Origin of the sequence: Priestia sp. FSL P4-0332, from assembly GCF_038005845.1 — a bacterium.
In the GTDB taxonomy this organism is placed as follows: Bacteria; Bacillota; Bacilli; order Bacillales; family Bacillaceae_H; genus Priestia.
Genome location: NZ_JBBOUA010000001.1, coordinates 1,746,742 through 1,770,810, shown reverse-complemented (window position 1 = coordinate 1,770,810; position 24,069 = coordinate 1,746,742). Strand labels below are relative to the sequence as shown.

Annotated in this window: 24 protein-coding genes and 4 pseudogenes; 13 read left to right on the top strand and 15 right to left on the bottom strand. The window is 33.8% G+C overall.

Going from position 1 to position 24,069, the window contains the following annotated elements:
- Positions 1 to 131 precede the first annotated feature (131 nt).
- The 5 genes from MKY06_RS08980 to MKY06_RS08960 are packed head-to-tail and all read left to right on the top strand — an operon-like array spanning position 132 to position 2,447.
- On the top strand, positions 132 to 377 hold the full coding sequence (locus tag MKY06_RS08980) for a hypothetical protein (RefSeq protein WP_029324474.1): 246 nt from the start codon (positions 132 to 134) through the stop codon (positions 375 to 377).
- A 16-nt stretch (positions 378 to 393) separates the two neighbouring features.
- Entirely contained in the window at positions 394 to 762 is a 369-nt protein-coding gene (locus MKY06_RS08975) for a spore coat protein (RefSeq protein ID WP_013084321.1), read from the top strand.
- A gap of 18 nt (positions 763 to 780) precedes the next feature.
- Positions 781 to 1,917 carry a zinc-dependent alcohol dehydrogenase gene (locus MKY06_RS08970; RefSeq protein ID WP_013056472.1) on the top strand — a complete coding sequence of 379 codons (1,137 nt, stop codon included), beginning with the start codon at positions 781 to 783 and terminating at the stop codon, positions 1,915 to 1,917.
- Positions 1,918 to 1,934: 17 nt separating this feature from the next.
- Positions 1,935 to 2,129, top strand: coding sequence for a hypothetical protein (locus MKY06_RS08965; protein ID WP_013056471.1), 195 nt, complete (start codon positions 1,935 to 1,937; stop codon positions 2,127 to 2,129).
- An 18-nt stretch (positions 2,130 to 2,147) separates the two neighbouring features.
- On the top strand, positions 2,148 to 2,447 hold the full coding sequence (locus MKY06_RS08960) for a spore coat protein (RefSeq protein WP_029324473.1): 300 nt from the start codon (positions 2,148 to 2,150) through the stop codon (positions 2,445 to 2,447).
- A gap of 242 nt (positions 2,448 to 2,689) precedes the next feature.
- Here the strand turns inward: MKY06_RS08960 and MKY06_RS08955 are convergent.
- Positions 2,690 to 3,207 (bottom strand): annotated as a pseudogene (locus MKY06_RS08955) (L-dopachrome tautomerase-related protein); the annotation flags it as partial.
- A gap of 70 nt (positions 3,208 to 3,277) precedes the next feature.
- Here MKY06_RS08955 and MKY06_RS08950 point away from each other — a divergent pair.
- Positions 3,278 to 3,676 (top strand): PhzF family phenazine biosynthesis protein, encoded by a 399-nt coding sequence (locus MKY06_RS08950; RefSeq protein ID WP_098287192.1) that lies wholly within the window; start codon positions 3,278 to 3,280, stop codon positions 3,674 to 3,676.
- A gap of 446 nt (positions 3,677 to 4,122) precedes the next feature.
- Positions 4,123 to 5,157 (top strand): DUF3231 family protein, encoded by a 1,035-nt coding sequence (locus MKY06_RS08945; protein ID WP_098197797.1) that lies wholly within the window; start codon positions 4,123 to 4,125, stop codon positions 5,155 to 5,157.
- A gap of 369 nt (positions 5,158 to 5,526) precedes the next feature.
- On the opposite strand, the gene MKY06_RS08940 is transcribed toward MKY06_RS08945, so the two are convergent.
- The 4 genes from MKY06_RS08940 to MKY06_RS08925 all read right to left on the bottom strand — a co-directional run bounded on the left by MKY06_RS08940 (position 5,527) and on the right by MKY06_RS08925 (position 8,770).
- Positions 5,527 to 6,000, bottom strand: coding sequence for a hypothetical protein (locus MKY06_RS08940; RefSeq protein WP_049787047.1), 474 nt, complete (start codon positions 5,998 to 6,000; stop codon positions 5,527 to 5,529).
- A gap of 450 nt (positions 6,001 to 6,450) precedes the next feature.
- Positions 6,451 to 6,723, bottom strand: a complete 273-nt coding sequence (locus MKY06_RS08935; RefSeq protein WP_013056465.1) for a GlsB/YeaQ/YmgE family stress response membrane protein — start codon at positions 6,721 to 6,723, stop codon at positions 6,451 to 6,453.
- 306 nt (positions 6,724 to 7,029) lie between these two features.
- Positions 7,030 to 7,848 (bottom strand): STAS domain-containing protein, encoded by an 819-nt coding sequence (locus MKY06_RS08930; protein ID WP_064471546.1) that lies wholly within the window; start codon positions 7,846 to 7,848, stop codon positions 7,030 to 7,032.
- A gap of 67 nt (positions 7,849 to 7,915) precedes the next feature.
- Positions 7,916 to 8,770: an STAS domain-containing protein gene (locus MKY06_RS08925; protein ID WP_029324468.1), complete on the bottom strand. Its 855-nt coding sequence runs from the start codon at positions 8,768 to 8,770 to the stop codon at positions 7,916 to 7,918.
- 391 nt (positions 8,771 to 9,161) lie between these two features.
- On the opposite strand from MKY06_RS08925, the gene MKY06_RS08920 reads away from it, so the two are divergent.
- A complete protein-coding gene (locus tag MKY06_RS08920) occupies positions 9,162 to 9,494 on the top strand; it encodes an MEDS domain-containing protein (protein WP_223272346.1) in 333 nt (110 codons plus the stop codon).
- Between the two features lie 311 nt (positions 9,495 to 9,805).
- On the opposite strand, the gene MKY06_RS08915 is transcribed toward MKY06_RS08920, so the two are convergent.
- The 5 genes and pseudogenes from MKY06_RS08915 to MKY06_RS08895 all read right to left on the bottom strand — a co-directional run bounded on the left by MKY06_RS08915 (position 9,806) and on the right by MKY06_RS08895 (position 15,140).
- On the bottom strand, positions 9,806 to 10,102 hold the full coding sequence (locus MKY06_RS08915) for a hypothetical protein (RefSeq protein ID WP_029324467.1): 297 nt from the start codon (positions 10,100 to 10,102) through the stop codon (positions 9,806 to 9,808).
- Between the two features lie 468 nt (positions 10,103 to 10,570).
- Positions 10,571 to 11,959 (bottom strand): catalase, encoded by a 1,389-nt coding sequence (locus MKY06_RS08910; RefSeq protein ID WP_098278185.1) that lies wholly within the window; start codon positions 11,957 to 11,959, stop codon positions 10,571 to 10,573.
- Between the two features lie 1,030 nt (positions 11,960 to 12,989).
- Positions 12,990 to 13,094, bottom strand: a pseudogene (locus MKY06_RS08905) (hypothetical protein); the annotation flags it as partial.
- 246 nt (positions 13,095 to 13,340) lie between these two features.
- On the bottom strand, positions 13,341 to 14,444 hold the full coding sequence (locus MKY06_RS08900; RefSeq protein WP_041816529.1) for an NADH:flavin oxidoreductase: 1,104 nt from the start codon (positions 14,442 to 14,444) through the stop codon (positions 13,341 to 13,343).
- A gap of 51 nt (positions 14,445 to 14,495) precedes the next feature.
- Complete coding sequence (locus MKY06_RS08895) at positions 14,496 to 15,140, bottom strand: DsbA family oxidoreductase (RefSeq protein WP_098322487.1); 645 nt, start codon at positions 15,138 to 15,140, stop codon at positions 14,496 to 14,498.
- Between the two features lie 151 nt (positions 15,141 to 15,291).
- Between MKY06_RS08895 and MKY06_RS08890 the strand changes: the two genes are divergently transcribed.
- Both MKY06_RS08890 and MKY06_RS08885 read left to right on the top strand, forming a co-directional pair.
- Positions 15,292 to 16,143 carry a LysR family transcriptional regulator gene (locus tag MKY06_RS08890; RefSeq protein WP_029324459.1) on the top strand — a complete coding sequence of 284 codons (852 nt, stop codon included), beginning with the start codon at positions 15,292 to 15,294 and terminating at the stop codon, positions 16,141 to 16,143.
- A gap of 110 nt (positions 16,144 to 16,253) precedes the next feature.
- The gene (locus MKY06_RS08885; RefSeq protein WP_041816527.1) at positions 16,254 to 16,538 is read left to right on the top strand and encodes a DUF4145 domain-containing protein; all 285 of its coding nucleotides are present in this window, start codon (positions 16,254 to 16,256) and stop codon (positions 16,536 to 16,538) included.
- Between the two features lie 507 nt (positions 16,539 to 17,045).
- Here MKY06_RS08885 and MKY06_RS08880 read toward each other — a convergent pair.
- On the bottom strand, positions 17,046 to 17,477 hold the full coding sequence (locus tag MKY06_RS08880) for an ASCH domain-containing protein (RefSeq protein ID WP_013056457.1): 432 nt from the start codon (positions 17,475 to 17,477) through the stop codon (positions 17,046 to 17,048).
- 172 nt (positions 17,478 to 17,649) lie between these two features.
- On the opposite strand from MKY06_RS08880, the pseudogene MKY06_RS08875 reads away from it, so the two are divergent.
- Positions 17,650 to 17,757 (top strand): annotated as a pseudogene (locus MKY06_RS08875) (M4 family metallopeptidase); the annotation flags it as partial.
- A gap of 565 nt (positions 17,758 to 18,322) precedes the next feature.
- On the opposite strand, the pseudogene MKY06_RS08870 reads toward MKY06_RS08875, so the two are convergent.
- From MKY06_RS08870 to MKY06_RS08860, 3 genes and pseudogenes are all read right to left on the bottom strand, one after another.
- A pseudogene (locus MKY06_RS08870) lies at positions 18,323 to 18,921 on the bottom strand (undecaprenyl-diphosphatase).
- A 192-nt stretch (positions 18,922 to 19,113) separates the two neighbouring features.
- A complete protein-coding gene (locus MKY06_RS08865; RefSeq protein WP_053488101.1) occupies positions 19,114 to 19,602 on the bottom strand; it encodes a hypothetical protein in 489 nt (162 codons plus the stop codon).
- Entirely contained in the window at positions 19,595 to 20,032 is a 438-nt protein-coding gene (locus tag MKY06_RS08860) for a thiol-disulfide oxidoreductase DCC family protein (protein ID WP_223268950.1), read from the bottom strand. The genes MKY06_RS08865 and MKY06_RS08860 overlap by 8 nt, the downstream gene beginning before the upstream one ends.
- Positions 20,033 to 20,264: 232 nt before the next feature.
- Here MKY06_RS08860 and MKY06_RS08855 point away from each other — a divergent pair, with 232 nt between their 5' ends.
- Together MKY06_RS08855 and MKY06_RS08850 are read left to right on the top strand one after the other, a co-directional pair.
- Positions 20,265 to 20,738 carry a hypothetical protein gene (locus tag MKY06_RS08855; RefSeq protein WP_013056453.1) on the top strand — a complete coding sequence of 158 codons (474 nt, stop codon included), beginning with the start codon at positions 20,265 to 20,267 and terminating at the stop codon, positions 20,736 to 20,738.
- Between the two features lie 380 nt (positions 20,739 to 21,118).
- Positions 21,119 to 23,182, top strand: coding sequence for a cation:proton antiporter (locus tag MKY06_RS08850; protein ID WP_098278187.1), 2,064 nt, complete (start codon positions 21,119 to 21,121; stop codon positions 23,180 to 23,182).
- Positions 23,183 to 23,617: 435 nt separating this feature from the next.
- Here the strand turns inward: MKY06_RS08850 and MKY06_RS08845 are convergent, their stop codons facing one another.
- Positions 23,618 to 24,052, bottom strand: a complete 435-nt coding sequence (locus MKY06_RS08845) for an ArsI/CadI family heavy metal resistance metalloenzyme (protein WP_063671221.1) — start codon at positions 24,050 to 24,052, stop codon at positions 23,618 to 23,620.
- Between the last annotated feature and the right edge of the window lie 17 nt (positions 24,053 to 24,069).

Sequence of the window (24,069 nt, the reverse complement as noted above, 5' to 3'; positions counted from 1 at the left end):
TGAATTAATTTTATTAATTATTAGAATATTAAACAAATCAATATAATTCACCTATACAAAAATTATAGAATGTTTTCTCCTATATCCGGAACAATAACATTGTATTTACGTAAAAAGGAGGGTAATCAGAAATGGATATTCAGAAATTAGCCGATCATGAGTCATTGGATCTACATGAAGTTATTAATTTTAAAACCCTTTGCTTAGCGAAATCAAAACTAATGCAAGGACTTGTATTTGATGATGATTTGAGAGCATTGATGCAAAAAGATGTTGAACAATCGATACAAGCGCTGGGAGAATTACAGGCAGTTTATCAACGTGCACCTTTTGAAGCCCCTGTTCCTCAAAACCGGCCAACACCAATAATAAATTAAAAAGGAGGTAAATTCATTGAATCATGACTATTTAGATCCTATAAACTCGCTACACGTACCAGAGTTAGCAGATACCACATTTGCGATGGACTTTCTTCTTCGTGCCAAAGAAGGTGTTCGCAATATTGCGGTCGCATTAACGGAGTCCGCATCACCTGATGTTAGAACTCTCTTACGAAAACAGTTAATGCAAGGAATTGCCATGCACCAAGAAATTACAGAACTAATGATCAGTAAAAAATGGTTCCATCCATACGAATTAAGTGAACAATATCAATTAGACCAACTCTCTGCCAACAATACATTGATGATTGGCAAAATGAATCTATTTCCTGTTGAGACCAATAGAAAAGGTCTGTTTGACCGAACACCTGATGAACACTAACACTGGAGGCTATATATCATGAAGGCAGTAACGTATCAAGGCATTAAAAATGTTGTAGTCAAAGAAGTTCCAGATCCAAAGATTCAAAAACGAGATGACATGATTATTAAAGTAACCAGTACAGCTATATGCGGATCTGATTTACATTTAATTCATGGCATGATTCCTAACCTGCAAGAAAACTATGTGATTGGCCATGAACCAATGGGAATCGTCGAAGAAGTTGGTCCAGATGTGACGAAGGTAAAAAAGGGAGATCGTGTCATTATTCCTTTTAATATAGCATGCGGTGAATGTCTTTACTGTAAAAACCATTTAGAAAGCCAATGTGATAATTCCAATGATAATGGTGATATGGGTGCCTATTTCGGATATTCTGGTACGACGGGTGGCTATCCAGGTGGGCAAGCTGAATATTTAAGAGTACCATTTGCCAACTTTACTCATTTCAAAATTCCAGAGACTTGTGAAGAACCAGATGAAAAGTTAGCAGTTATTGCCGATGCAATGACTACTGGTTATTGGAGTGTTGACAATGCAGGCGTAAAGGGTGGAGACACAGTTATTGTTCTTGGCTGTGGTCCGGTTGGTCTTTTTGCTCAAAAATTCTGTTGGCTAAAAGGAGCAAAGCGTGTCATTGCCGTAGATTATGTAGATTATCGTTTGCAACACGCCAAACGTACCAACAAAGTTGAAATTGTAAATTTCGAACATTTTGAAAATGCAGGAATGCATTTGAAAGAAATGACGAAGGGCGGCGCTGATGTTGTCATTGATGCAGTTGGTATGGACGCTAAAATGACTGATATGGAGTTCCTTGCGAGTGGAATGAAACTGCAGGGCGGAGCATTTGGTGCGTTTATCATGGCTTCACAAGCAGTACGTAAAGGCGGGACAATCCAAGTTACAGGCGTTTACGGTGGCAAATATAATGGATTCCCAATGGGAGATATTATGAACCGAAACGTCAATATTCGCTCTGGACAAGCACCTGTGATTCACTATATGCCATATATGTTTGAATTAGTTTCGACCGGAAAAATTGATCCAGGAGATGTCGTGAGTCATGTACTTCCACTTAGTGAAGCAAAGCGTGGCTATGAGATTTTTGACACCAAAATGGATAATTGTATAAAAGTCTTGTTAAAACCTTGAGGAAGGAGGTAGAAAAAATGAATTACGCCTTACATGAAGTTCTTGAGGTCCATGAAATGGCTGCATTTAAGACCAATTGTTTGACTAAGTCAAAAACGATGAGAGGGTTAGTTACAGATCAGCAATTAAAAGATATTATGCAACAAGATATTGATGTATCTGCGAGACAATTACAAGAATATGCTTCTATCCTTTCCAACGCTAAGCAGTAAAATAGGAGATGAATGAACATGAATCCAATTATTGAAAATTTAACTGGCATGAATGCACTATCGGATCAAGTGGTTGCAATGGATTTATTGATTGCAGCTAAAAGTGGAGTTAGAAATTACGCCATGGCAGTTACAGAGGCAGGAACACCTGAAATTAAAGAAATGCTCACTCGCCATTTAGTGGAAGCTCTTGATATGCATGAACAAATTTCTGCATACATGGTAGAAAAAGGATGGTACCATGCTTGGGATACAAACGAACAAATCACTTTAGATTTAAATAATATCGATACAGCATTGAACTTACCCACTCTATAAAAATAAAATAGGAGCAGTTTAACATTACCAACCTAAACTGTTCCTAATAAACCATTTATATTTAAATAATGGAAATATACGATTGCACTGGCCATTTTCTTTTACGATTACAAATTTGATGTCTTTTCTTTTAGAATTAGAGATAAATGAAGCCAATTACGAACTATTGGCTTCATGTTTACCCGTTCAAAGATTAAAAAATGAACCAATTATTCTTTATACCAAATAGTAGTATAAGGAAATTAATCAATTTTCATATGAAGTAAACTATAAGGTTTCTGTCCTAAATCTTTTCTAGAATGAAATCTAGCCTGCAGATGTAATTGAGTCAAAATGACATACAAATATTGATCCGGACCAATTGAAAAAGTATCCCGCCACAAAATTCTCGGATCATATGCCATTGTTTCCATTATGCCATTCGGCAACATCTTACGGATACTGTTGTTTTCATAGTCTCCAGCATAAACGGTTCCTTTTGCACCTGTGATCATCCCATTAGACGCACCTTTTTCTCCCCAATACTCCACATGATATAATCCATGTCCGGTATCGTTCTGTCTCTTAGGGATTCTGTTAAGATTGAGAACAGATGAAAACTGGTAAGTGGATAAAAAAATAAAATCTTTCCATCGGGAGAAATCGCTATACCATCAGACGCCAATCTAAAGGGAGAAGCACCGCTATCTGGATTTCGATTCATCAAAATTTCACCTTCTACTTTCGGTAAAAAATAAGAATCCGGTGAAGATGAATTTGCTCACCTTAGTGGAAAAAGGGTTCAATTAGCTTTCTCTACTGATGTACCTATTACATCTACTATCCAATAATTGTTAAATGCACCTCTCTTAAAGGTTGCCAAAAATAGTGATCGATACCTTATAGAAGTAGCAAATGAAGAATTATTGAAAGGACTTGTTCCTAATTTAAACCTCCTTGCTACTCTGCCTATTACGGATTTAGTCGTAACCAGTCCTGCAACTAAGTATGATTTTATTCCTCGTTATTTTGCTCCTAGAATTGGAATAGAAGAACATTTTGTAACGGGTTCAGCCCATTGTGGTCTAGCTCCTTATTCGAGTCAAAGATTAAGTGAAAAACAGTTATATGCTTTCCAATCCTCTGAAAAGGGTGGAGAGTTATTCATTTATTATCAAGATGATTTAGCTTATATAACTGGTAAGGCCATTACTATTTATAAAAGTCATTTCAATGAATTGTTACTCTAAGGAAAAAACATTCAACAACAGAAAAAAGGGTTCTAGTGCAATAATTTCATTTTTTTCTAAGAGGTATAACTGTCCTGTTGGTGTTCAATCTTATAAAGTTATTCCAAAAAGAGTGATTATGTTAACTAAACATGTATAAGATATACAGCTTAAGGACAGAAAAAACGCTGGGCCTATTCAGTGGTTTTTTTTGTTTATTGAAAGGTAGTCGTAAAGTGATGATTCAATCCGTCTTAAGTAGTTTATTTAAAGAAATAAACTTTATGAAAAAAGATAGAAAAAGCTAATGAAGCCTTGAGGAGTGAACCTTGTTCTTATACAAATAACAAAGGTTATAATTTACTTAATAGGCTTGGATAAAGTAGCAATATAATGTTTAAAGACTACAAAGAATAAAAATGATATAAAAGGCAACTCTAAGAAAAAATAAGCTTAGGAGATTATACATGAGAACAATTAAACCAACTAAAATAGGCTCAAAAAAGTCAAATTTCAATGGAAAATTGACAGCACCAGAAATGGGAAAACTTTGGGCAACCTATATGGGTAACAGCATGTCTAATTGTATTTTAAATTATTTTCTACAACATGTTGAAGATCAAGACATAAAAAAACTAGTAGAACATGCGAAAAGATTAACTGAAGAATTTCAAAGGAGTGTAAAGGAAATCTTTATCAAAGAAAACATACCTCTTCCACATGGTTTTACGGAGGATGACGTTAATCTAAGTGCTCCAAGATTATTTGCAGACGAGTTCTATGTACATTACTTAAAATATGCAGCAAAAGCAGGACTTAGCATTTATAGCATTGCTATACCTTTGATGTATAGAGAAGATGTACGCAATTTCTTAACTTATTGTATGAACTCGACAATGGAATTAGTGGAAGAAATTAAAACAATTTTAATGGATAAAAGCCTTATTATTGAACCACCTATTATTCCAGCTCCAGAACAAGTAAGAATTGCCGACACTGATTATTTGAGTGGTTTTGTTGGAGACGTTCGTCCCCTACACGCATTAGAAATAGCTCATTTATACGATAATATTGAAAATAACGTAACAAGCAAAGCCTTAATCATGGCCTTTAGTCAAGTTGCCAAAAGGGAAAAGGTTAGAGACATATTTATAAAAGGGAAAGACATTACAAATAAAGCAGTTGAACGTTACATGGAAAAACTTCACTATGAGAGCTTACCAGCTCCAGGATTTATTGATCATTTAGTCACCACTTCAACTTTTGCACCTTTTTCTGATAAATTAATGCTGTTTCATAAGGTCGATATGTTTTCCATGAAAATACGAGCATTTGGGAATTCACTAGCTGTAAATGGAAGACATGATTTAGCGTTACTATATGGAAAGTCATTAATGAATATAGCAAATTTTGTTAAGGACGCATCAAATATTCTGATAGAGAATGAATGGATGGAAATCCCACCCGAAGCTGTAGATAGAGAAAATCTAGCTTCAAAATAGTATCTTTGATAAAAGTGAGAAAACAACAAAAAAGCCTTAATAAAAGGGATTTTTTGCATGTGATTTCTGATAAAATCCATTATGGTGCCTAAAGAAGATACGACATCAAATGGACCTGCAATGGGAGGCTTGAGCCGATGCGTGTTGAAAGGGACTCGCACGGTTCTTAGGGGAGGCAGGGGCGTGATGCCCCTAACTTACCCGACTTAACTAAACATGTATATCATATAAAGCTTAAAAACAGAAAAACCACTGCTTCCGTACATTAGTTTTTCTGTTACACATATTTTATGTTTAAGTACTGATGCCTCATGACGTCTTAATTAGTTTTACGTATATTTAACACTTTATTCGTATTATCCTAACGTTCTAAGATCTTTTGCCAGATAAAGTGTTATCTTTTACATACATTTCATAGTGTCCATTTATGTAACTAGATACCTTTAAATTAAGTAAAAGAGCTTTTAGGTTAACTATTTTTTCAGTATCTAACCCACACTCTTTTGCTATATCTTCAATCCCCTTTTTACTGATTTGTATGTTATCTTCCAAATCGGTTACTGTTTCTTTACTATACTGGAAAGGAACTTCATCTATAACTTCTGTAATTAATTGATCCTGCCCTTCATACTCTAGTCTCCCTTTGACTGCAGCATGTTTTCCAATTAATACAGCCTGCTCCTTTATATCCGACAGCAGAATCATTAATCTAATTCGTTGATTCATTAGAATATGGTGTTTATCAAAAATAGAGATAATTTTGGTTTGATAATCATCCATGGTTGTATGAAGTTGATGTTTTGCTTCTCTTATTACTTCTTCGCTGTTTTTAATAAGTATCATACTCAAATTCTCTACCCTCCCCGTATCATACATACTTTCATTATAACAAACTATAAAAAGGGAACGTCATTTTTCACTATTTATCACGATAAATAATGTACATAAACAAATATTATCATGGATTTATTAATCATTAACATTGATTGTAGGGAAATATACCGACTCATAGTTTTTAAAGATTTACACCAATAATAAGCGACCTCATTAATTTCAATTAGAATTATAAGGTCGCTTATAAGAAATTCTGATTCAATTTTTGTATTTTTTCCGTTCTTTTATTGCAAAGCAATTGTTTTTTTATCAAACTCTCGTCTCATTTTTAACATGTATATCAATTATACTGAGCAAATAAATAAGGTAAGAATTTAATTTGAATTGCTTCTCTTCAATAAAGTCAGATAATATTAGAGTAGTATTACTAGTCACTCCAATTTACATTTTATCTCTTTCTCATGCATGATGACCATGATTATTGTTTTGACCCATTTTGCGCATAATAAAGCTTACAATTAACACTAAAATAATCGATCCAATAATAGCTGGGATAATTGCAAATCCACCTACGACTGGTCCCCAATTACCTAAGATAAGTCCACCTAACCAGGCACCAATAAAACCAGCAATAATATTACCGATAATTCCTCCAGGGACATCTCGGCCTGTAATTAAACTAGCAAGCCAACCGATAATCCCTCCAACAATTAGCATCCATAGTATTTCCATTAAGAATCGTCTCCTTGTTAAAAGATTTAGTTGACTTTACCCCTAAATGAGACGAATTAATCGTGGGATTTTTTTCTTATTTGGAGGCTTTTCTCTCAGTTAAGTAGAAAATTTCACACAGATTTCTTTAAATAGTTACTAAGTGCTAGTCCTATTCACCATATGAATTTCCTAAATAAAAATAATCCATATATCATAAATTTATTTGTTTCTATGGGTCGTATAATTCGTTTTATGGTAACTAATCTCTTATATGATATATATCTTAAATCAACTTAACTCAAGAAAGCTAGGAACTTTAATCTCCTAGCTTTCTTGAGTTGCTATTGCTTGTTTAACAGTTGCATAAGTTTTAATAGAGGAGAAATCAATGCCATTTCTAACAACTGTTTGGGCAAGTTCAGGTCGTATACTTGTCATCACTACCTCAATACCTTGTAAGCGAAGAACACTGTAAATATCAAAGAGGTAACGTTCAGCTATACTGTCTATATTTAAAATACCTGAAAAATCAACAATTAGATACTCTACCTTCATTTCAATAATTTTCAAGATAACATTCTCTAAGATATATTCAGCTCTTTCTGAATCAATAGAGCCAATTAGTGGGAGAACAGCGGTTTTATCTTGAATGGGGACCACAGGAACAGATAATTTCAATACTTCTTGTTGCGCCTTTTGAATAATTTTATCTTTCACTTGTTCAAATACTACAATCGTTTCATTAATACTTATATCGAGCAAATAGTTAAATCGCTTATTAATAAATACAAATTCTTCTGAAGAAAGTCCATGCTCTATACTTATTTTAGTAAGGTAATCGATGAAGACTAGGCGCGTAGGAGGATAGCGTGTAATAATAATAGAGACTCTCTCCCCTTGAGATGCTGTACGCTTACCATTGGTCTTACTCCATTCAACAAGTCCTTCAGGTACGTTGTTTTCACTGCTATGGAGACTTTTTCCTAAAAACCTAATAAATTCAGTATAGACGATAATTGCTTGTTCAAGTTCCTCCTTTAGAGCCTCAAAGTTAGGGCTTTGAGAAATTTTTTGAACAATTTCATTTGCTAACATTTCTGCGTTATCATTTAAGTATCTAGCAACGCCTATAATCCCTTTCAATAATTGTCACTTCCTCATCTTCTTATTCATGAATACGTTTAGTTAGTCATTTTATCTCTTGCTTTCTCTATTTATTGTTTTTGGCACGAATAAGTAGATCTTCTATCGCCTTTTGTAAACTTGATTTTATAGTCAAGCTACTAAAATCAATACCTATACTTACAATGGTCTGTGCAACTTCCGGACGAATTCCTGTCAAAATTGTTTCTACACCGAGAAATCTTAAAGAGTCTATCACTTTAAAAATTTGATCTGCTACCATGGTATCTATAATATAAACACCCGACAAATCTACTATTAAACGTTGAAGCTGCAGTCTGTTTGCTGATTTCAACGTTTCTTCCATTAGATAATTGGCTCTTTCCATATCTATATTTCCAATAAGAGGTAACACAGCGATTTCTTTGGCTAAAGGTACCACAGGAACCGATAATTCAAGAAATGTACTTTGCGCACGTTCAAGAGTTAATTGATAGAAATGCACATAACTTAAACTAAAGGAATAAGCTGCATGATCGAGAAGAGGATCAATAATTCCGCCTACTTCAAATACAGTATCTATTGACATCTTATCTTTCTTTATTACTTCCTTTAGTGTCTCCCATAAGAAAGTTCGATAATACTTTGTATCTTTTAACGCTTCATCCAATGAAACCTTCAAATTGAAAAACATTTCTCCTGTTTCTTTTCCCCATTGTGTAAATTTTTGGAGTGCTGTTTCTTCATCTAGATGATCCCTAAGAACTTCACCAAATAGACTTATAAAGTGAGCACGAATATTAATAAGTTCAACTTCAAAAGGAGCCAATTTCTTCTTTTCTTCTTCTGTAATACCACTAATTCTACTCTCATGTACCTCATTAGCGATTTTAAATCTATATTCTAAGATTTTATCCCCTAAAAATCCTATTTCATCTTCCATCTTTTCCTCCGAAAAGCCTGTTGAGGCTATTATTTAGTTTTTATATTAATTATACCACCACGTGTCAAAATACTTATTTTTTCGTTAATTTCTTAGTATAAAATTCTCTATTATCATCTTTAGTACTTATTATACAAATTTGTTACAAAGGGTAAAAAATCAAAGTCGAATTCGTCTGCTATGATATGATTAATCCAATAAATAGAAATCTTGTATGTTATACACATCATAAAAATAGACGTTAAGCTGATGCTCTACGGCAACTTGAATAGTTTACTCAATATATTAAAGGACGTTCAACATCGGAATATGTAAAATTAACACAAATAAGAATATCTTATTATTCTATAGGTTTTTAATTTTTTTTGCTAAAATCACTCTGAGGTGAACTATGAAAACAGTTAATCCTATATCTAATTCTAAAAAATTTGATATAGGTCATGTCTTTTACCGTTTTGAAGATAAACAATTTTACATAAATAATTTAATGAGTTTTATTAAGAATGGATTAGAGAGTAAACAACGTATATTGATAATTGAGAATATGAGGGCACTTCCTCTAATAAAAGCTAATATTGATAAAAAGTTTAATCATAAACAAAAAGAATCTATTCGTTTAATTAATAATTTTGATTTTTACTTGGCAAATGGTGATTTTTACACCAAAACTATTCTTACTCATTTTCAAGAAGATTTGTCTATGTTGAAAATGAAAATACAATGATAAAAACATGGGCTCACGTAGAATGGGCTTCAGAGAAACCAGATGTTCTTTTACTAGAAGAATTTGAATCAACTGCCGATAATTTTGTTAAGGAGGAAGGTATGGTTTCAGTTTGTGCATATGCTGCTGATTCTTTATCTTGTACTTTGGATACTACTCTGCAGCAATTACATCAATACATTATGACAGATCATAACTTTTTTATTTCCCCCTTTTACAATGGGTGAAGTTATTAAAAGTATGGCCAACAATCTACTTTTTCTACAAGTTATATAAATGTAAAAACTATTATAGCGAAAGTATTTCACTATTTACTTAACATTATAGAGTTTCCATACATGTTTCTCTTTATAATCTATATATTTACTCCAACGATCTCCTTCTCTAATATAATCTTCAAACGTAGCGTTTCTAACTACAATATAGCCACCACATTCATCCGCGGTCTGTTTTGCAATGGATTGTGTGTCAAAGGGAAATGAGACCAATTCATCATTTGTAAATTCGTAACTAGAGATTTCTTTCCTTTTTACGTTTCTACATGATTCATTTACATAATATAACTTACCTAACTTTATAAGGTAGTATAGATATTCTTTGTTAGGCAATTTACTCCCCTCCATTTCTACACCCTTCAATTGCTTTATAAGTAAATATTAACCTATTATTTGGACTTAAAAACCTAAAATCCTTTTAAAAATCCACCCTTTTAGAATAGCTTCAATTACGCAATGTGAATGTGTTATGCTACCGAAATAGATACCAATTAGGTAAGGGAATCGGAATTCTTTAGATACTATGTAGCTACTAGAGTAAGATTGCCTGTCCACTCGAAAAATGACAGATAAACCTTACTGCAGTAGGTAAGGAGTAGGTGGTTATGCAGGATGTGCTCATTTCTTATATACTGAAGGTTGTCCTTTTGAAATCAATAGCACCACAACAAATTGTATATCTCAGTTTCTAAAATAAGCAATCAAAGCAAAAAAAGAAGGATTGAAACCCTTCTTTTTTGCTATATAATTATTGGGCTGGTTTTGCTAATTTGAAGGAAATAAAGACAATAAAATTTAAAACTATCTTCTTGTTTGCATTTCAATTTGTTGAGTAACCTTCTTCCCAAGTTCCTCTGATGCACTGCATAGATAGCTTAATACAATATTTTGTGTATCCTTTGATATGCCAGCAAGATCAGTGGAGAGGTTGTCCACTAAATGTTCTTTCTGCACAGGAGAAAGAGAACAATAGTATTCACCAGCCTGCGTAAAATCATCGGTTTCAGGCAAGTCCGATCGTATAAGTCGTCCCTCTACCCATCTACCATTTCCACTAGTCATGAGGGAGTCAGGTGACCAATTTTCTTGATGGTTGATTCGAATTTTACGAAAATCTGGCCCCAAGCGCCGACGTTGTGAATCCGAATAAATATTTGCACGCCCTTGAAGCATTTTATCGTCGGATAATTCAACTCCCTCCAGAAGATTCGACGGTGAAAATGCTATTTTCTCTACTTGTTCCATAAAATTAGTTGGATTACGATCCAATACTAATCGTCCAACCGGTAACAAGGGGTATTGCTGTTCATCCCATACCTTGGTATCGTCTAAAGGATCGAAAGAAAGAATAGCTTCATCTTCTGGCTTCATAAGCTGTACATAGAGCCCATACTCCACCGTCTTTCCCATTGCTATGGTATCATATAGATCCTTACCAGCAATATCAGGGTTTTCGCAGGCTAACTGATGTGCCTCATGACGGTCAATATACTGTTCACCAGCAAATGGAATCCAACGATATTTGACATAATGACGAGTTCCTCGTGCATTCCTCCATACATAGGTATTTACACTATGACCAGAAATATGACGCAGACTTTTCACTGTGCCGGCATCCGAGTAAAGTCGAACAAGGAAATGAGTTGATTCAGGGGCTCTAGCTACAAAGCTCCAAAATCGTTCAGGGTCTATTAAATTATTTACTGATGAGGGTAAAAATGCCTTAATGGACTCTGGAAAACGAATAGGATCTCTCACAGAAAACACGGGAATATGGTTAAAAACAAGATCAAAAACACCTGCTTGTGTATAAAATTTAGTAGCAAATCCACGCACATTACGAGAGGTATCTGGAGTACCCTTATTACTTACAGCAAGAGAAAACCTTACTGTGGTGGGAACTTGTTGGCCAGGTTGCTGTAAAAAACAAAGTGTTGTGTATTCGGACATAGAATGCTGTGTCTCAAAGTATCCAAAAGCGCCAAACCCTTTCACATGTACCGGTCTTTCTATAATCTTCTCATGAACAAACGTTTCCATTGTTTCATGCAAAATACTGTCCTGCTCTAGTATTGGACCTCTTTCACCTATAGTTTGCGAATGAAATTTTGCTGGTATATCCTCTGCCCATTGTGTAGACCTAGGACTTTTTAACTTATTACTTTTCTCCGTATTCTTGTTTTCTTCCATAATCCTACCTCCTATATGACCAACTCAATTATTTTAATACAACACAACACTTATGTATGCTAAGTCTCATGGCAATTATGACTAAAAATATTAAAATTACGAGTGGGAATTTTGGCTTAGAAACATTTTTTGGCTTCAACCAAAGGTCAAATAAATTTAAAAAACGAAGAAAATATTCTCATGAAAATTAACAAGCTTGTAGTAGATACGTAAGCACTTTGGTAACATTGCATATCCACTCAAAAAATAAAGAAGAATTCTTACGGCAGTAGGGATGGGCAGATAGTGATGTAAGATTTGATTTCATTTCATATAGGAGATGTTGAGTGTTGTTCAAGTAAGGCTAATAAAGAGCGAAAGAACGAGGCTTAAAAAGGAGTGATTGATTATGATGTATGAATTAGAATTCGTAATCCTAGAAGAACAACGTGTAATTGATCATGCATCCCATCAACAGAGACATGATACTAATTTATCAACTGAAGAAACTTTTTTTTAAAAAAAGTACTGCATCTAGAAATCCCAATGTAACACAATCTAATTCTCAATGTTGTGTATCATGTTGCTAACGTTGTAAATAACAGATAATTTTAAATTATAAGTATAATAAAGGTGAAATAATGGTATAGTGGGAGATAAAACTACCTTATGAGTTATAAGTGAGGAGGTTTTATCTTCCTTTTTTTATTCTGTGTTTCTAAAAAATAAGACGGGGAGGATTTATATGAATAATGTTATTGATCTTTATCAATTCCGAAGACATAAAAAAATTAAGAAGGTTTTCCGTTTCATTGCATTAATTGCGATAAGTATTATATTGATTATGTTTATTTATATATTACTTATAATAGACACACATCATCCTTCTGAGTTTCCTTCTTACATTGAGCCTAAACCATAATACCTGAATGCTCTTAACCTCCTCACTTAAACTCAAAAACCTATTAGTAAAACTTAATAAAAACAGATATAGGCCCTTTTGAGTTCTTAAGGACCCAGATACTATATATTGAAACTACACATTTTTATTTTATATACTCTTCTTCATTCCGCATTCTCTACATTCACGTAAGAAAACGCCACCTTTTACGGAACTTTTGAAGTAAGCTGAATTGCAATTGTCGCATCGACCACTTATCTTATTATCGAGACTGAAATTCAAATAATATAGTTAAAATAAGGGTCCTTACATATTAGACATGTATAATATGTAAGGACTCTTCTATTCACAAACTTTTTTGTAGCCAAAGACTCCAGCAATAAATAGAGTGATGAATTTTATCTAATTCATCACCCTATTCATTATGCGTTACTATGTTAATTATAAAATTTGGTTTTTTCTTATTCAAATAAGGCACTATTACTAATGCACGGAGAATATCTACACTTCAAATCCTTTGATTTTAGCGTCAGGACTTAATGTCTTTTCTGGTACAAATTCGTCTGGTTGTTCTCCATTTTTCACTTTGTTTGCCCAGTCATGGTTAGCAAGTGCTCCACGACCTAAAGTGATGACATCTGCTTCACCTTTTTCGATAATTTCTTTCGCTTTTTCTGGGTCATGAAGGCTTCCGTTTGCGATAACAGGTAATTTGCTGTACTTTTTAGCTAATGCTGCAAGAGTAGCTCCAGTTTCTTCGCCTTCAGAGAATGCAGGTTGCCATGCTTCAAATTCTGTTACATGGATAAAGTCTAGTCCTGCTTGTCCTAACTGACCAAAAATAATTTCAGCGTCTTTCTCTTTATCGGCCCACTTATGATAATAGTCATTTATTTTACCTTGAGAAATTCTAATACCAACTGGATAGTCTTTTCCAACTGCTTCACGCACTGCTTCTGAAACCTCTACTAATAAACGAACACGATTTTCAGTAGTGCCACCATATTCATCAGTTCGCTTATTTGCATAATCTGTTAAGAACTGGTCTAGGATATACCCATTTGCACCGTGGATTTCAACTCCATCAAAACCAGCCTTTTTAGCATTCTTTGCAGCCTCAGCAAATCCTTTAATTACTACTTTAATATCTTCTTTTGTTGCTTCTTTAGGTACTGGGAATTTACCATTACCACCATAAACCTTCATTTGTTCTCCTTTTGGTTCAACAACTGATGGCCCGATTGAGTCCTTTACAAATCGATTTCCTTGAGATAAAGCACCTGCATGCATCAATTGAAGGATTATTTTTCCGCCTTCTTGATGAACAGCATCTGTAACCTTTTTCCAACCCTTAATTTGTTCGTCATTAATGATACCAGGTTGATCGAAATATCCTTGACTATAAGCATCATCTGGATATGTTCCTTCAGTTATGATTAAACTAAATCCTCCACGAGCAAATTTCGCATAATAATTAACCATTTCGTCAGTGGCTACACCTTCTGGTGTAGCGCTTGTGCGTGTCATTGGGGCAACACCTACGCGATTGTCAATTGTAATACTACCTAATTTCACTGTGTCGAAAAGTAAATTGTTGTTTGGCATAATATATACTCCTTCTTTATTTAAAATTATATATGGTGATAAATTATTGAATTAACACCTATTAATTCCGCACGCCATACCCTCTGGGAAATCAGGCTGCTTTTTATTAATTTCTTCTGCAATAATATCTTCAAAAGATTCTTTAGAACGAATACCAGCTATTTCGGTATCACCAATAATAAAAGTGGGCACTGCAGAGATATCTGCTTCTTTATATGCATGTTGAAGTGCCTTTTGATGTGTCTCCCGATACTTTCTCGTTTCCAGAGCTGATCGGTACTCATCTGTATTTAAATTGACTTCGCCAGCTAGCTTGGTCAGTATATTAATATCACCGATATCTTGTTCTTCTTGGAAAAAAGCTTTTAGTATACGTTTGTTATATTCGTTTCCTTTCCCATTTTCCTTTGCATATTGATAGCCTTCAAATGCCAAATGAGTATATGGTTGAGGAGAAACTTTTGGAAGTACTATATTAACTCCCATTCTTTCTGCCATAGGGTAAACAGATTGTCTCCAAGTGCTCTGTAGATAGCTCCCTTCAGGCTTTAAAGTTTCAGTCGGAAAAGGACGTAATTCATAAGGCATCCACTCTACTTCTACATCCTTTCCTTTAATTGCTTCCTCCAATGGCTGTTCAGCTAGAAAACAAAAAGGACAAACGTAATCAGAATAAACCTTTATCTTTACCGTCACGTATAATACCGCCTTCCTTAACATAATTAATTTGTTACTATTGATAACAAACTTGTTATGCCCTTATAATAATATACAATATATAATCAGTAAAATAGATATATCAGAACGTAACGTTCAATAAAATTGAACTAAGGAAGGAAGAAGCAATATGGAGCTTAGACACCTGGTCACATTTAAAACGATTGTAGAGAAAGATGGCTTTAAAAGAGCAGCTGATCATCTCGGGTATGCTCAATCGTCTGTTACCACCCATATTAAAGAATTAGAAAGAGAATTGGGAAAACCCTTATTCGATCGATTAGGTAAAAAAGTGGTGTTGACTCAATATGGTCACCACTTTTTACCGTATGCGGCCAAAATCATTGATTTATATTCACAAGCTTTAAACACCAATGATGAGCCGATTGGAAACCTCATTATAGGTATTTCTGAATCACTCACAATAGACCGTATCCCCCCAATACTAATTGAATATAAGAGATTATATCCGAAGGTTAGTCTCTCTTTAAAATCAATTGATAATTATGATGTAACATCATATTTACAAAACGGAGATATTGATCTTGCATTGATACTCGAGAAAGATGATTTATCCCTTCCAGAACTTTTTACGGAGAATTTGAAAAGAGAAAAAATGGTTCTAATACGCCCTAACGACGTTGAAGACTCTAGTACAGTACTATATACCGAGCGATCCTGCAGTTATAAATCTGTTTTTGAACACTATATAAATTACAAGCAAATGGATGTAAAAGAGAGTCTGGATTTTCAAAGTATTGAGGCTATAAAGCAGTGTGTTAGAAGTGGTCTTGGTATTTCGCTCGTTCCTTATTTCTCAGTAAAAGAAGAGCTAATGACAAACAAATTGTCGGGTGAAGAAGTACCGCCAGATCATCCTGCCATTTCTACTTTCCTTGCTTATCACAAAGATAAATGGCTCTCACCAGCTATTTTAAAAATGAATGAATTGATAAGGGAACATTCTAAGGGATGGGAATAATCTTTTATTACCCAAATTACATTTAATGCGTATTCATAATGAATACGCATTATCTAAAGCACTAACAACAACTAAAAAATTAACATTGTAATAGCAATAAAAAAGGGAGTATTGATAGCATGATAGGACAATTGGTAAGAAAAGGATTACCAAAAGAGGTGGAAAAGGCGTTAGATAACCTACGAGTAATAGGAAACGAAGCTGTGCATCCAGGTACTATAGATATAAAGGATAACGCTAATGTTGCATTTGCTTTATTTAGACTATTGAACTTTGTTGTAGATAGAATGATTACACAATTAAAAGAAATTGATGAAATTTATGAATTGTTACCTGAGGGGAAAAGAAAGGGAATTGAACAACGTAATACTAGAGTCACTAGTAAACAAGGTTAAGCATACCTTGTTTACTTTTATGTTAAAGGCATCGTAATGCGCTCACCGTAAACTTTAACAAATTTAAAGTGAATTTAAAAACTGACTTTTAAAAAGCTATTTTATATCATTACTCTTACTGACGATAAATGAATATTTTCTAAAATATAAGCATTTTAGAAAGACTTTTTTAATAATACATTTCAATTTTTATATAGAGGCTTTTAACATAAACTATTCTGACGAGTTTCTTTCTTTTATTTTACCAAAAGTGTTCGTAAAAGTGTGTCGTTTTTAAAGAACGTTTGTAAAGTGATTTTAAATATAAGTGAACGTTAAGAGTAATGGATTTTATATCTGAAAGTAAAGTTCGTAAAGGTATACTTTTTCGAACTTTATTATTTTCTATTAATTCACGAATCAAAATATATAGATGTCTGAAAAAATAAAGAAGCTAGAAGATTTTGTGCGTGAAAAGTGGGTTCCTGAAGGAGCTGATTCAGCGCATCGTGTGCAATGTATCAGCTCCTATAAAATTAAAACATGCTCCCATAATCCTAGCTTTCCCTTTGCTGGAATAAATTCATCCAGCATCTGCATATCCTCAACTACCCAAGCATAACCTCCCACTATAAAGTTACCCATAAAATAGTCATTCCCTGATACGATTCGACCATCCTCCAGAATGGCCCATGTCTCATTGTTTTCAGTTACCTTCAAACAATCTACAAGTTTGCATACAGCAATGATCTGGCCAGTTGGAAGATTCTCTGGTGTGTATCCGTGCTTACCAAGCAACGACTTTATGGCTATATGGTTAGAGACGTCTTTATCTATTTTTTTACTTGTGTGAATGGCAAGTGGCCCCCGATAATTCGTTCTCCATGACCTTGTTTCATATGTTGCCTCTCTAAGGACAAAAAGGCTTGCCCACGGCTGGATCATTGATAAAACCTTCATTCTGACAGCCTCCAACCTATAGAAGTTTATTTTGATTATAGAGTGTCCCTTTAAAGGAATATTATGAGCAAAAGGCAGAATATCAGTTCACGAAGATCTAATTTATGAGGCATGAGTCATGGCCAGTGATCATTAATATCATATATTAATCAGTGAACTATTTTTGTTAGGTTTTACAAACTCACTAGATGTGATTGGGCACGAACTTACACATGTAGTGACCCAGTTCACAAGCGGGCTAGAATATGAAAAGCAGCCTGGAGCTTTAAACGAACAGATTTAATGTGGTTTTTTATACCAATTGTGGGAGTTTACGTAACGGAAGGAATTCAACTGGTGAATCGATTCAACTAGGCGTAAGTAAAATTAATATTTATAGTGATATGAAGTATGCATATTTTACAAAAGCACGGGAAATTCTAAGTACTACCGAATACTGGGATCCACTTTATTTTCCGAAAAGCCAAACAAAAAGCGTTTGTCAGGTTGAAGGGTGCAATGGTAAACACAAGAGTTTAGGTTATTGTTCGAAGCATTATAAACGATTTAGAAGTCATGGAGATCCTTTTTTAGTTGCGCCAACACACGGAGAGATTAAAAGGGTAAAAGATTAAATTTGTCATAATTAAGGTTCAGAAAAAGGGAACCTGAAAAGGGTTCTCCTTCTTACTATGAATTATATTATATTTGTCCAGTAGTACAATATTAGATATGTAAATAATAAATTATTTACGATATATTTATGGTTTTAAACTTCACACTTATTGAAGACAAAATAAGAACTTATGCATGGAGGTATAAGGATTTTCAATCTTAAATATATTTGATTACTACATGGTATTAGATTATAATTCTCTAGATTTGTCTCTCGTAGGTAAAATCTGCTGTTCCCCTTTTTCATAAAGCCATAATAATTTTCTTATAATATTAAGACGAGAGACAATAAAAGAGGCAATAAAAGTCAAAAAGATACTAATTATTGCTCCAACTATAACATCAGCAGGGTAGTGCACACCTACCCAGATACGAGAGATCCCAACAACAAGGGCAAGCATAATCCATATGTACCTCCATCTCTTTTGATACATAAAGAAAGTCATACAGAATGCAAAGAACAAAATAGTGTGGTCACTTGGGAAAGAGTTGTCTACTGCTTTCTCAATTAATTTATTTACATTAGATAATTCAGCAAATGGTTGGTTGTTTGAATGCAACGTTCCAGCAATTTTCCCCATCATCTCAGCTAAAATAAAAGAAATAGTAGCTGAAATGATCATCATCCTGTTCTCCTCTCTCCTAGTAAACCAGAAAATTAAAGCGATAAAGGTAAGGACAAAAACCATATATTCAGCCATAAATATAAAAAATTATTTAAATAGGTATACTCCTTACCAAGATCATTAATCGTTCTAAACAAATCAACATTCATTTCAAATAAATCCATGATTTATGTTTCCTCCTTGAATTTATATCCATATAAAAGAAGTATAGATAATCTTCTGCAAATTAATAATTGATTTATCTTACATTATCCTTAACTGGAGTTGTATATTGTATTCATCTCAAGCTTCTTTTTTAATGATAAAATAGTAAAAAGCAGAAATCCCCAAACTGACAAACATAATAGGTAGTACAATCATTGTACGTTCACCTTCTTTTTTATAAGGTTTGTTGGGAGAGACGTTTCAGCTGCTACTGGCGAGTCAAAAAACACTCTCTTTAATTTTTTATATTCAAAGAAAAGCAAGGCTATACTCATACAAGTTAACAGGGTCGTAACAGAACGAGCTGGTATCTCAAAACAAAAGTCAAGAATAGTAATATTTACTGTGATAGGTAAGTAAATAATGTTTCCCAAAGTTGCTGTCTTTGGAATTACTAATAGTAAGGCTGCTGTTATTTCTCCAAAAGCAATAAAAAGATTATATGTATCCGAATATCCAAAGAAATGCCATGCTAATTGCATTGCTGAGTCCTTTGTCGAGTCATATATAAAGTCGCCAGTAGAAAACTGACCTGGATAGATTTTGGCAATGCCGTAAATCAAGAAAGTTAATGCTAAAGACCATCTAAAAGTAGTAATAATCGTCATTCTAAGCTTTTTTAGAAATGTACTTCTATTCATCGGTTTTCCCACTTTCTGTTTCCGTTTTAATAAACCTATTTTGTATTTCTTTACTAGGAACGAGACAACTTTCTTTTTTCCCAAAGAATCGATATCGGTTCTTTGCAATAAAACGGTACACTTTATCTCTAATTTTTTCAGGTATTACCCAAAAGAGAACGAAGAACCTTATAGGTCCGGTAAGCTTATTTATGATATGTAAGATTGCTGTAGATTCAGTATATATTTGATCTTTATCAATTAAGATAATGGAATCCAATTGCTTATTATTCAGATTGTGATCTGTTATCAATGAGCATGCTAAATCTGATTGAAGAGACAAAAATTTAAATATGCCTTTAGGATCCCTTTTTATAACAAATTGAACCCAATGATTACATACGTTACATATACCATCAAACATAATAATAGGTTGATTGTCTTTTTTCACCTTCAATATATTTCATCCCTTTAGTTAATTGTAAATATTTTCTACAAATAATTATAATACGAGATTTAATAAAGCTCACCTAACAATAATGTAAGACGGGCTTACAATTTTGTTAGGTGAGCTTTATTTTTTGTTAAGAGTGCCTAGAAATCACATTATGGTAACTAGAATTGAACGCCTTATATGTTTAAAATAAACGTATCTAAGCATTTTGAAAGGAGTTATTTATTTAATGAATCTTCCTAATGGAGTAACGGGTTTTTATAGTTCAATAGATAATAAACCGAATGAAATAGATGAGAACCATTTTAAAAGTATCTGCTTCGATTTGATCAGAAGAAATCAAGGGAAGATATTAAAGATTGATGAGGCAAATTTAACAAGTAATTTTTCAAAGGTAAAAGTAAATGTTTTTAATCGAGAGATATATGTGTTACTCAATGCATATTATCCTTTTCTCGCTCTTGCTTCTACTGTTGAATTTCAACATATTAATTTTATTGATGATCCTGTGTTATCAAAGGGTTTTATGCCATTCTATAAAGTTCTAAGTAAAGAAGAACTTAATGAACCTTTAGATATAAGAAACAGCAAAGGAAAAGTAAGCTTAGAAAATAAGAATAACCTGAACAGCAGTGAGTTAGAACAAATCTTTTATTGGAAACCAAATACTGTTGGAGAAGTTATGTTCAACTTTTGGGATTGATCTTATGAAATAAGCTTCTTTTACTACAAAATTATTTCCGATAATCCGTTTTATGTTAACTAAAAATATATAGTATTTACATTTTAAGAAGAAAAAAGCAACTGTCCTATATCAGTGGCTTTTTTTGCAATGAATGCATGTCGTCAACTCGAAAACAGAATGAAAATTTCCAAATAGACACTTCCCAGCGTCCCAAATAGTTTGCTCAAGACATTGAATTTTATAAATAAAATTATACTTCTAGGAGAAGTTAAGGAGAAAAAGAAATGTTTATAAAATAAGTTTTAAGACTAGAACTTTTAAATTATATATATTACTATTGGTGTTTCTGAAAAAGCTCATGATAAAGTGAGGAAGTAGAAAGTGAGGTCGAAATATCTATGCACTTCCCTCTTAAGGAACCAGTTCTTATATTTGGTTTTGCTGTATTAATTTTTTTATTGTTCCCTATACTCATGGGGAAATTAAGAATACCTGCTATTATTGGTCCCATTATTGCAGGTATTATCGTTGGACCAAATGGGCTAGAAATATTAGAACGAGATTCGACTATTCAATTGCTTGGAACAGTTGGATTGCTGTTTATCATGTTCATAGCAGGGCTTGAGTTGGATCTTGATGGTTTCAAAAAATACCGAAATCGCAGCATTTTGTTTGGAATGCTCTCGTTTTTAATTCCATTAGTTCTTGGAGTACTCATAGGGTTATGGCTTCATCTCAGCATGCTTTCAGCCATTCTATTTGGTAGTATTTTCTCTACCCATACCCTTTTAGGATATCCTGCCATTAGCCGGCTAGGCGTGGCGAAAAACCAAGCTGTCACCACAGCAGTTGGCGGTACATTATTAACCGATAGCTTGGCATTACTTTTTCTTGCCGTCATAACAGGGGCGTCTGAAGGCCATTTAACAGTTGGATTTTTTGTATACTTGATTGTTGCAACGGCTCTTTTTGCGGTAGTTGTTCTATTCTTAACTCCTTACCTGACAAAGTGGTTCTTTAAACGTTCTAATAATGAAGGAACAACAGAATTTAATTTTGTTCTAGCCATTTTATTTGTTGCAGGAGCAATCTCTTTATTTGTTGGATTAGAACCAATTATCGGCGCATTCTTGGCTGGTCTGGCTTTAAATCGGTACATTTATGACCATGGTCCGTTAATGAATCGAATTCGTTTTACGGCAAATGCCTTATTTATTCCATTTTTCTTGTTATCTGTAGGTATGTTGATGGATCTTGGCGTTCTTATATCCAGTCCCAAAACATTGTTAACCATCGCATTAATTACCATTGTAGCAATTGGAAGCAAACTACTTGCCAGTTGGGTTACCAGTAAAGTATATGGTTATTCCAAGACTGAACGTAACGTTATATTTGGTCTTTCCACTACTCATGCAGCAGCAACACTAGCCATCACACTTGTTGGATATGAATTTGGATTATTTGACCAACAGATCATCAATGCTGTAATTATTGTTATATTAGTTACGTGTATTCTTGGCCCTTACTTGTGTGAAAAATATGGAAGAAAACTAGTTGTTGCACAAGATAAAGAATCACTGGATGATACACTTCCAGAACGTATATTAATAACCATTACGAATTCAGACACAATAGAATCTTTACTTGATTTAGGATTTGTTCTTAAGAAGGCGAAAAAGACAGAAGAACCGATTTATCCCCTAACAGTTATTCAAAAGGATTTAAAGCAAGCGGATCATGAAGTAGCACAAGCTGAAAGAATGCTTGGACACGCTCTCACGTATGCATCAGGAGCAGATGTTCCCGTTAGGTTATTGACACGCGTAGATCATAATATTGGATGGGGTATTGAACGTGCTGCTACAGAAGAACGAATCACAACAATTATCGTAGGATGGGATGGTTCAGTGAAAGAAAGCCAAAAGGTCTTTGGTAGAGTTATTGATAATTTCCTTGAACATACCTATCAACGCTCACTTATTACAACAATTAAGCATCCGTTGAATACGATGGAACGAGTGATTCTTATTCTGCCAAATAATATCGTACACAAGCCAGGATTTGAAGATTCAATTGCAATTATTAAAGGTATTGTATCCCAACTCAATGCGACAATTCAAGGTCTTGTCATTCGTGATGACTTAGAAGCTTATAGAAAAGCTTCGGAACAGGTACACCCTAATGTCGAAGTCGAGTTCCAATCCATTGATTGCTGGAATTCCGTTTACAAAAATGGTTTGAATGATATTAAGTCAACTGATCTTGTGATTTTATTAAGTGCTAGAAAAGGTACTGTGGCATGGCACCCGGAATTAGAAACATTACCTAAAAAGCTAGCTTCGATGAATCTTGAAAACTTCATCGTGTTCTACCCAACAGAAATGAAGGAAACAGATATTCGAGGCTCACGTGGTACAGAAATTCCCAAAGAATTACTTCTTAAAAGTGATTATGAAAGCTAATGATGTTTTATATGCCACAGTGTGGTCTAATATATCATTAAAAAAATTTAATTGGCTAAAAAATAAAACCCTTGTCACATCTATATTTGTGGTGAGGGTTTTATTTGCATCACATGTAATCTTACACCTTTTAATTAATAAAAAAGTTGATTGATTTGCAATAGGTTGTTACGACATACGAGTCTTTATTTAGCAAATAGATAAAGACTTATTAATTTTATATTCCTTTTGGTTATCTAAAATCGGTTTTATGTTAACTAAAGTTGTAGATGATATTCACTTCAAAAGTAAAAAAACTCTCTATTTCCGTAGAGAGTTTTTCTACTACAAGAATTATCTATCATATAGGTTGACGTGTTGGAGCATCTTGGACAATTTGTTCAAGAATCAAATTTGTAATCCTCTCTAATAAGATCTGTATTTTTAAATGGAGAATCAACAACAAGCATTATCTACAGGTAGCTTTTCATTTGGCCCAACGCTATCCTCACCCTTATGAACCTCACTATCAGATTTCGTATAAAAGAATTCCCATTCATTCCCGTCAGGATCTGTTACCCAAAACTTATCTTGTACAGCATAGCAGCATGTTGTATCCATTTCTTGACGGGCAAAGAAGCCTTCTTTTTCTAATCGTGATTTATGGGAATGGATTTCTTGGGGAGTTTCTACTTGGAAGCCGAAATGATTCACTTGATTACCCTTTACTTCGTCCTGTACATTTAAAGTGAAATTTAATCTTGGCTCATCTAATAAGAATTTAGCATAATCTACTTTCGTTTTTACAGGTTGAACGCCAAATACCTTTTGATAAAATTCAATGGACGCCTCTAGATTTGTTACATTAATTCCTACATGAACATATTTCATTTACACTTCCTCCTTCG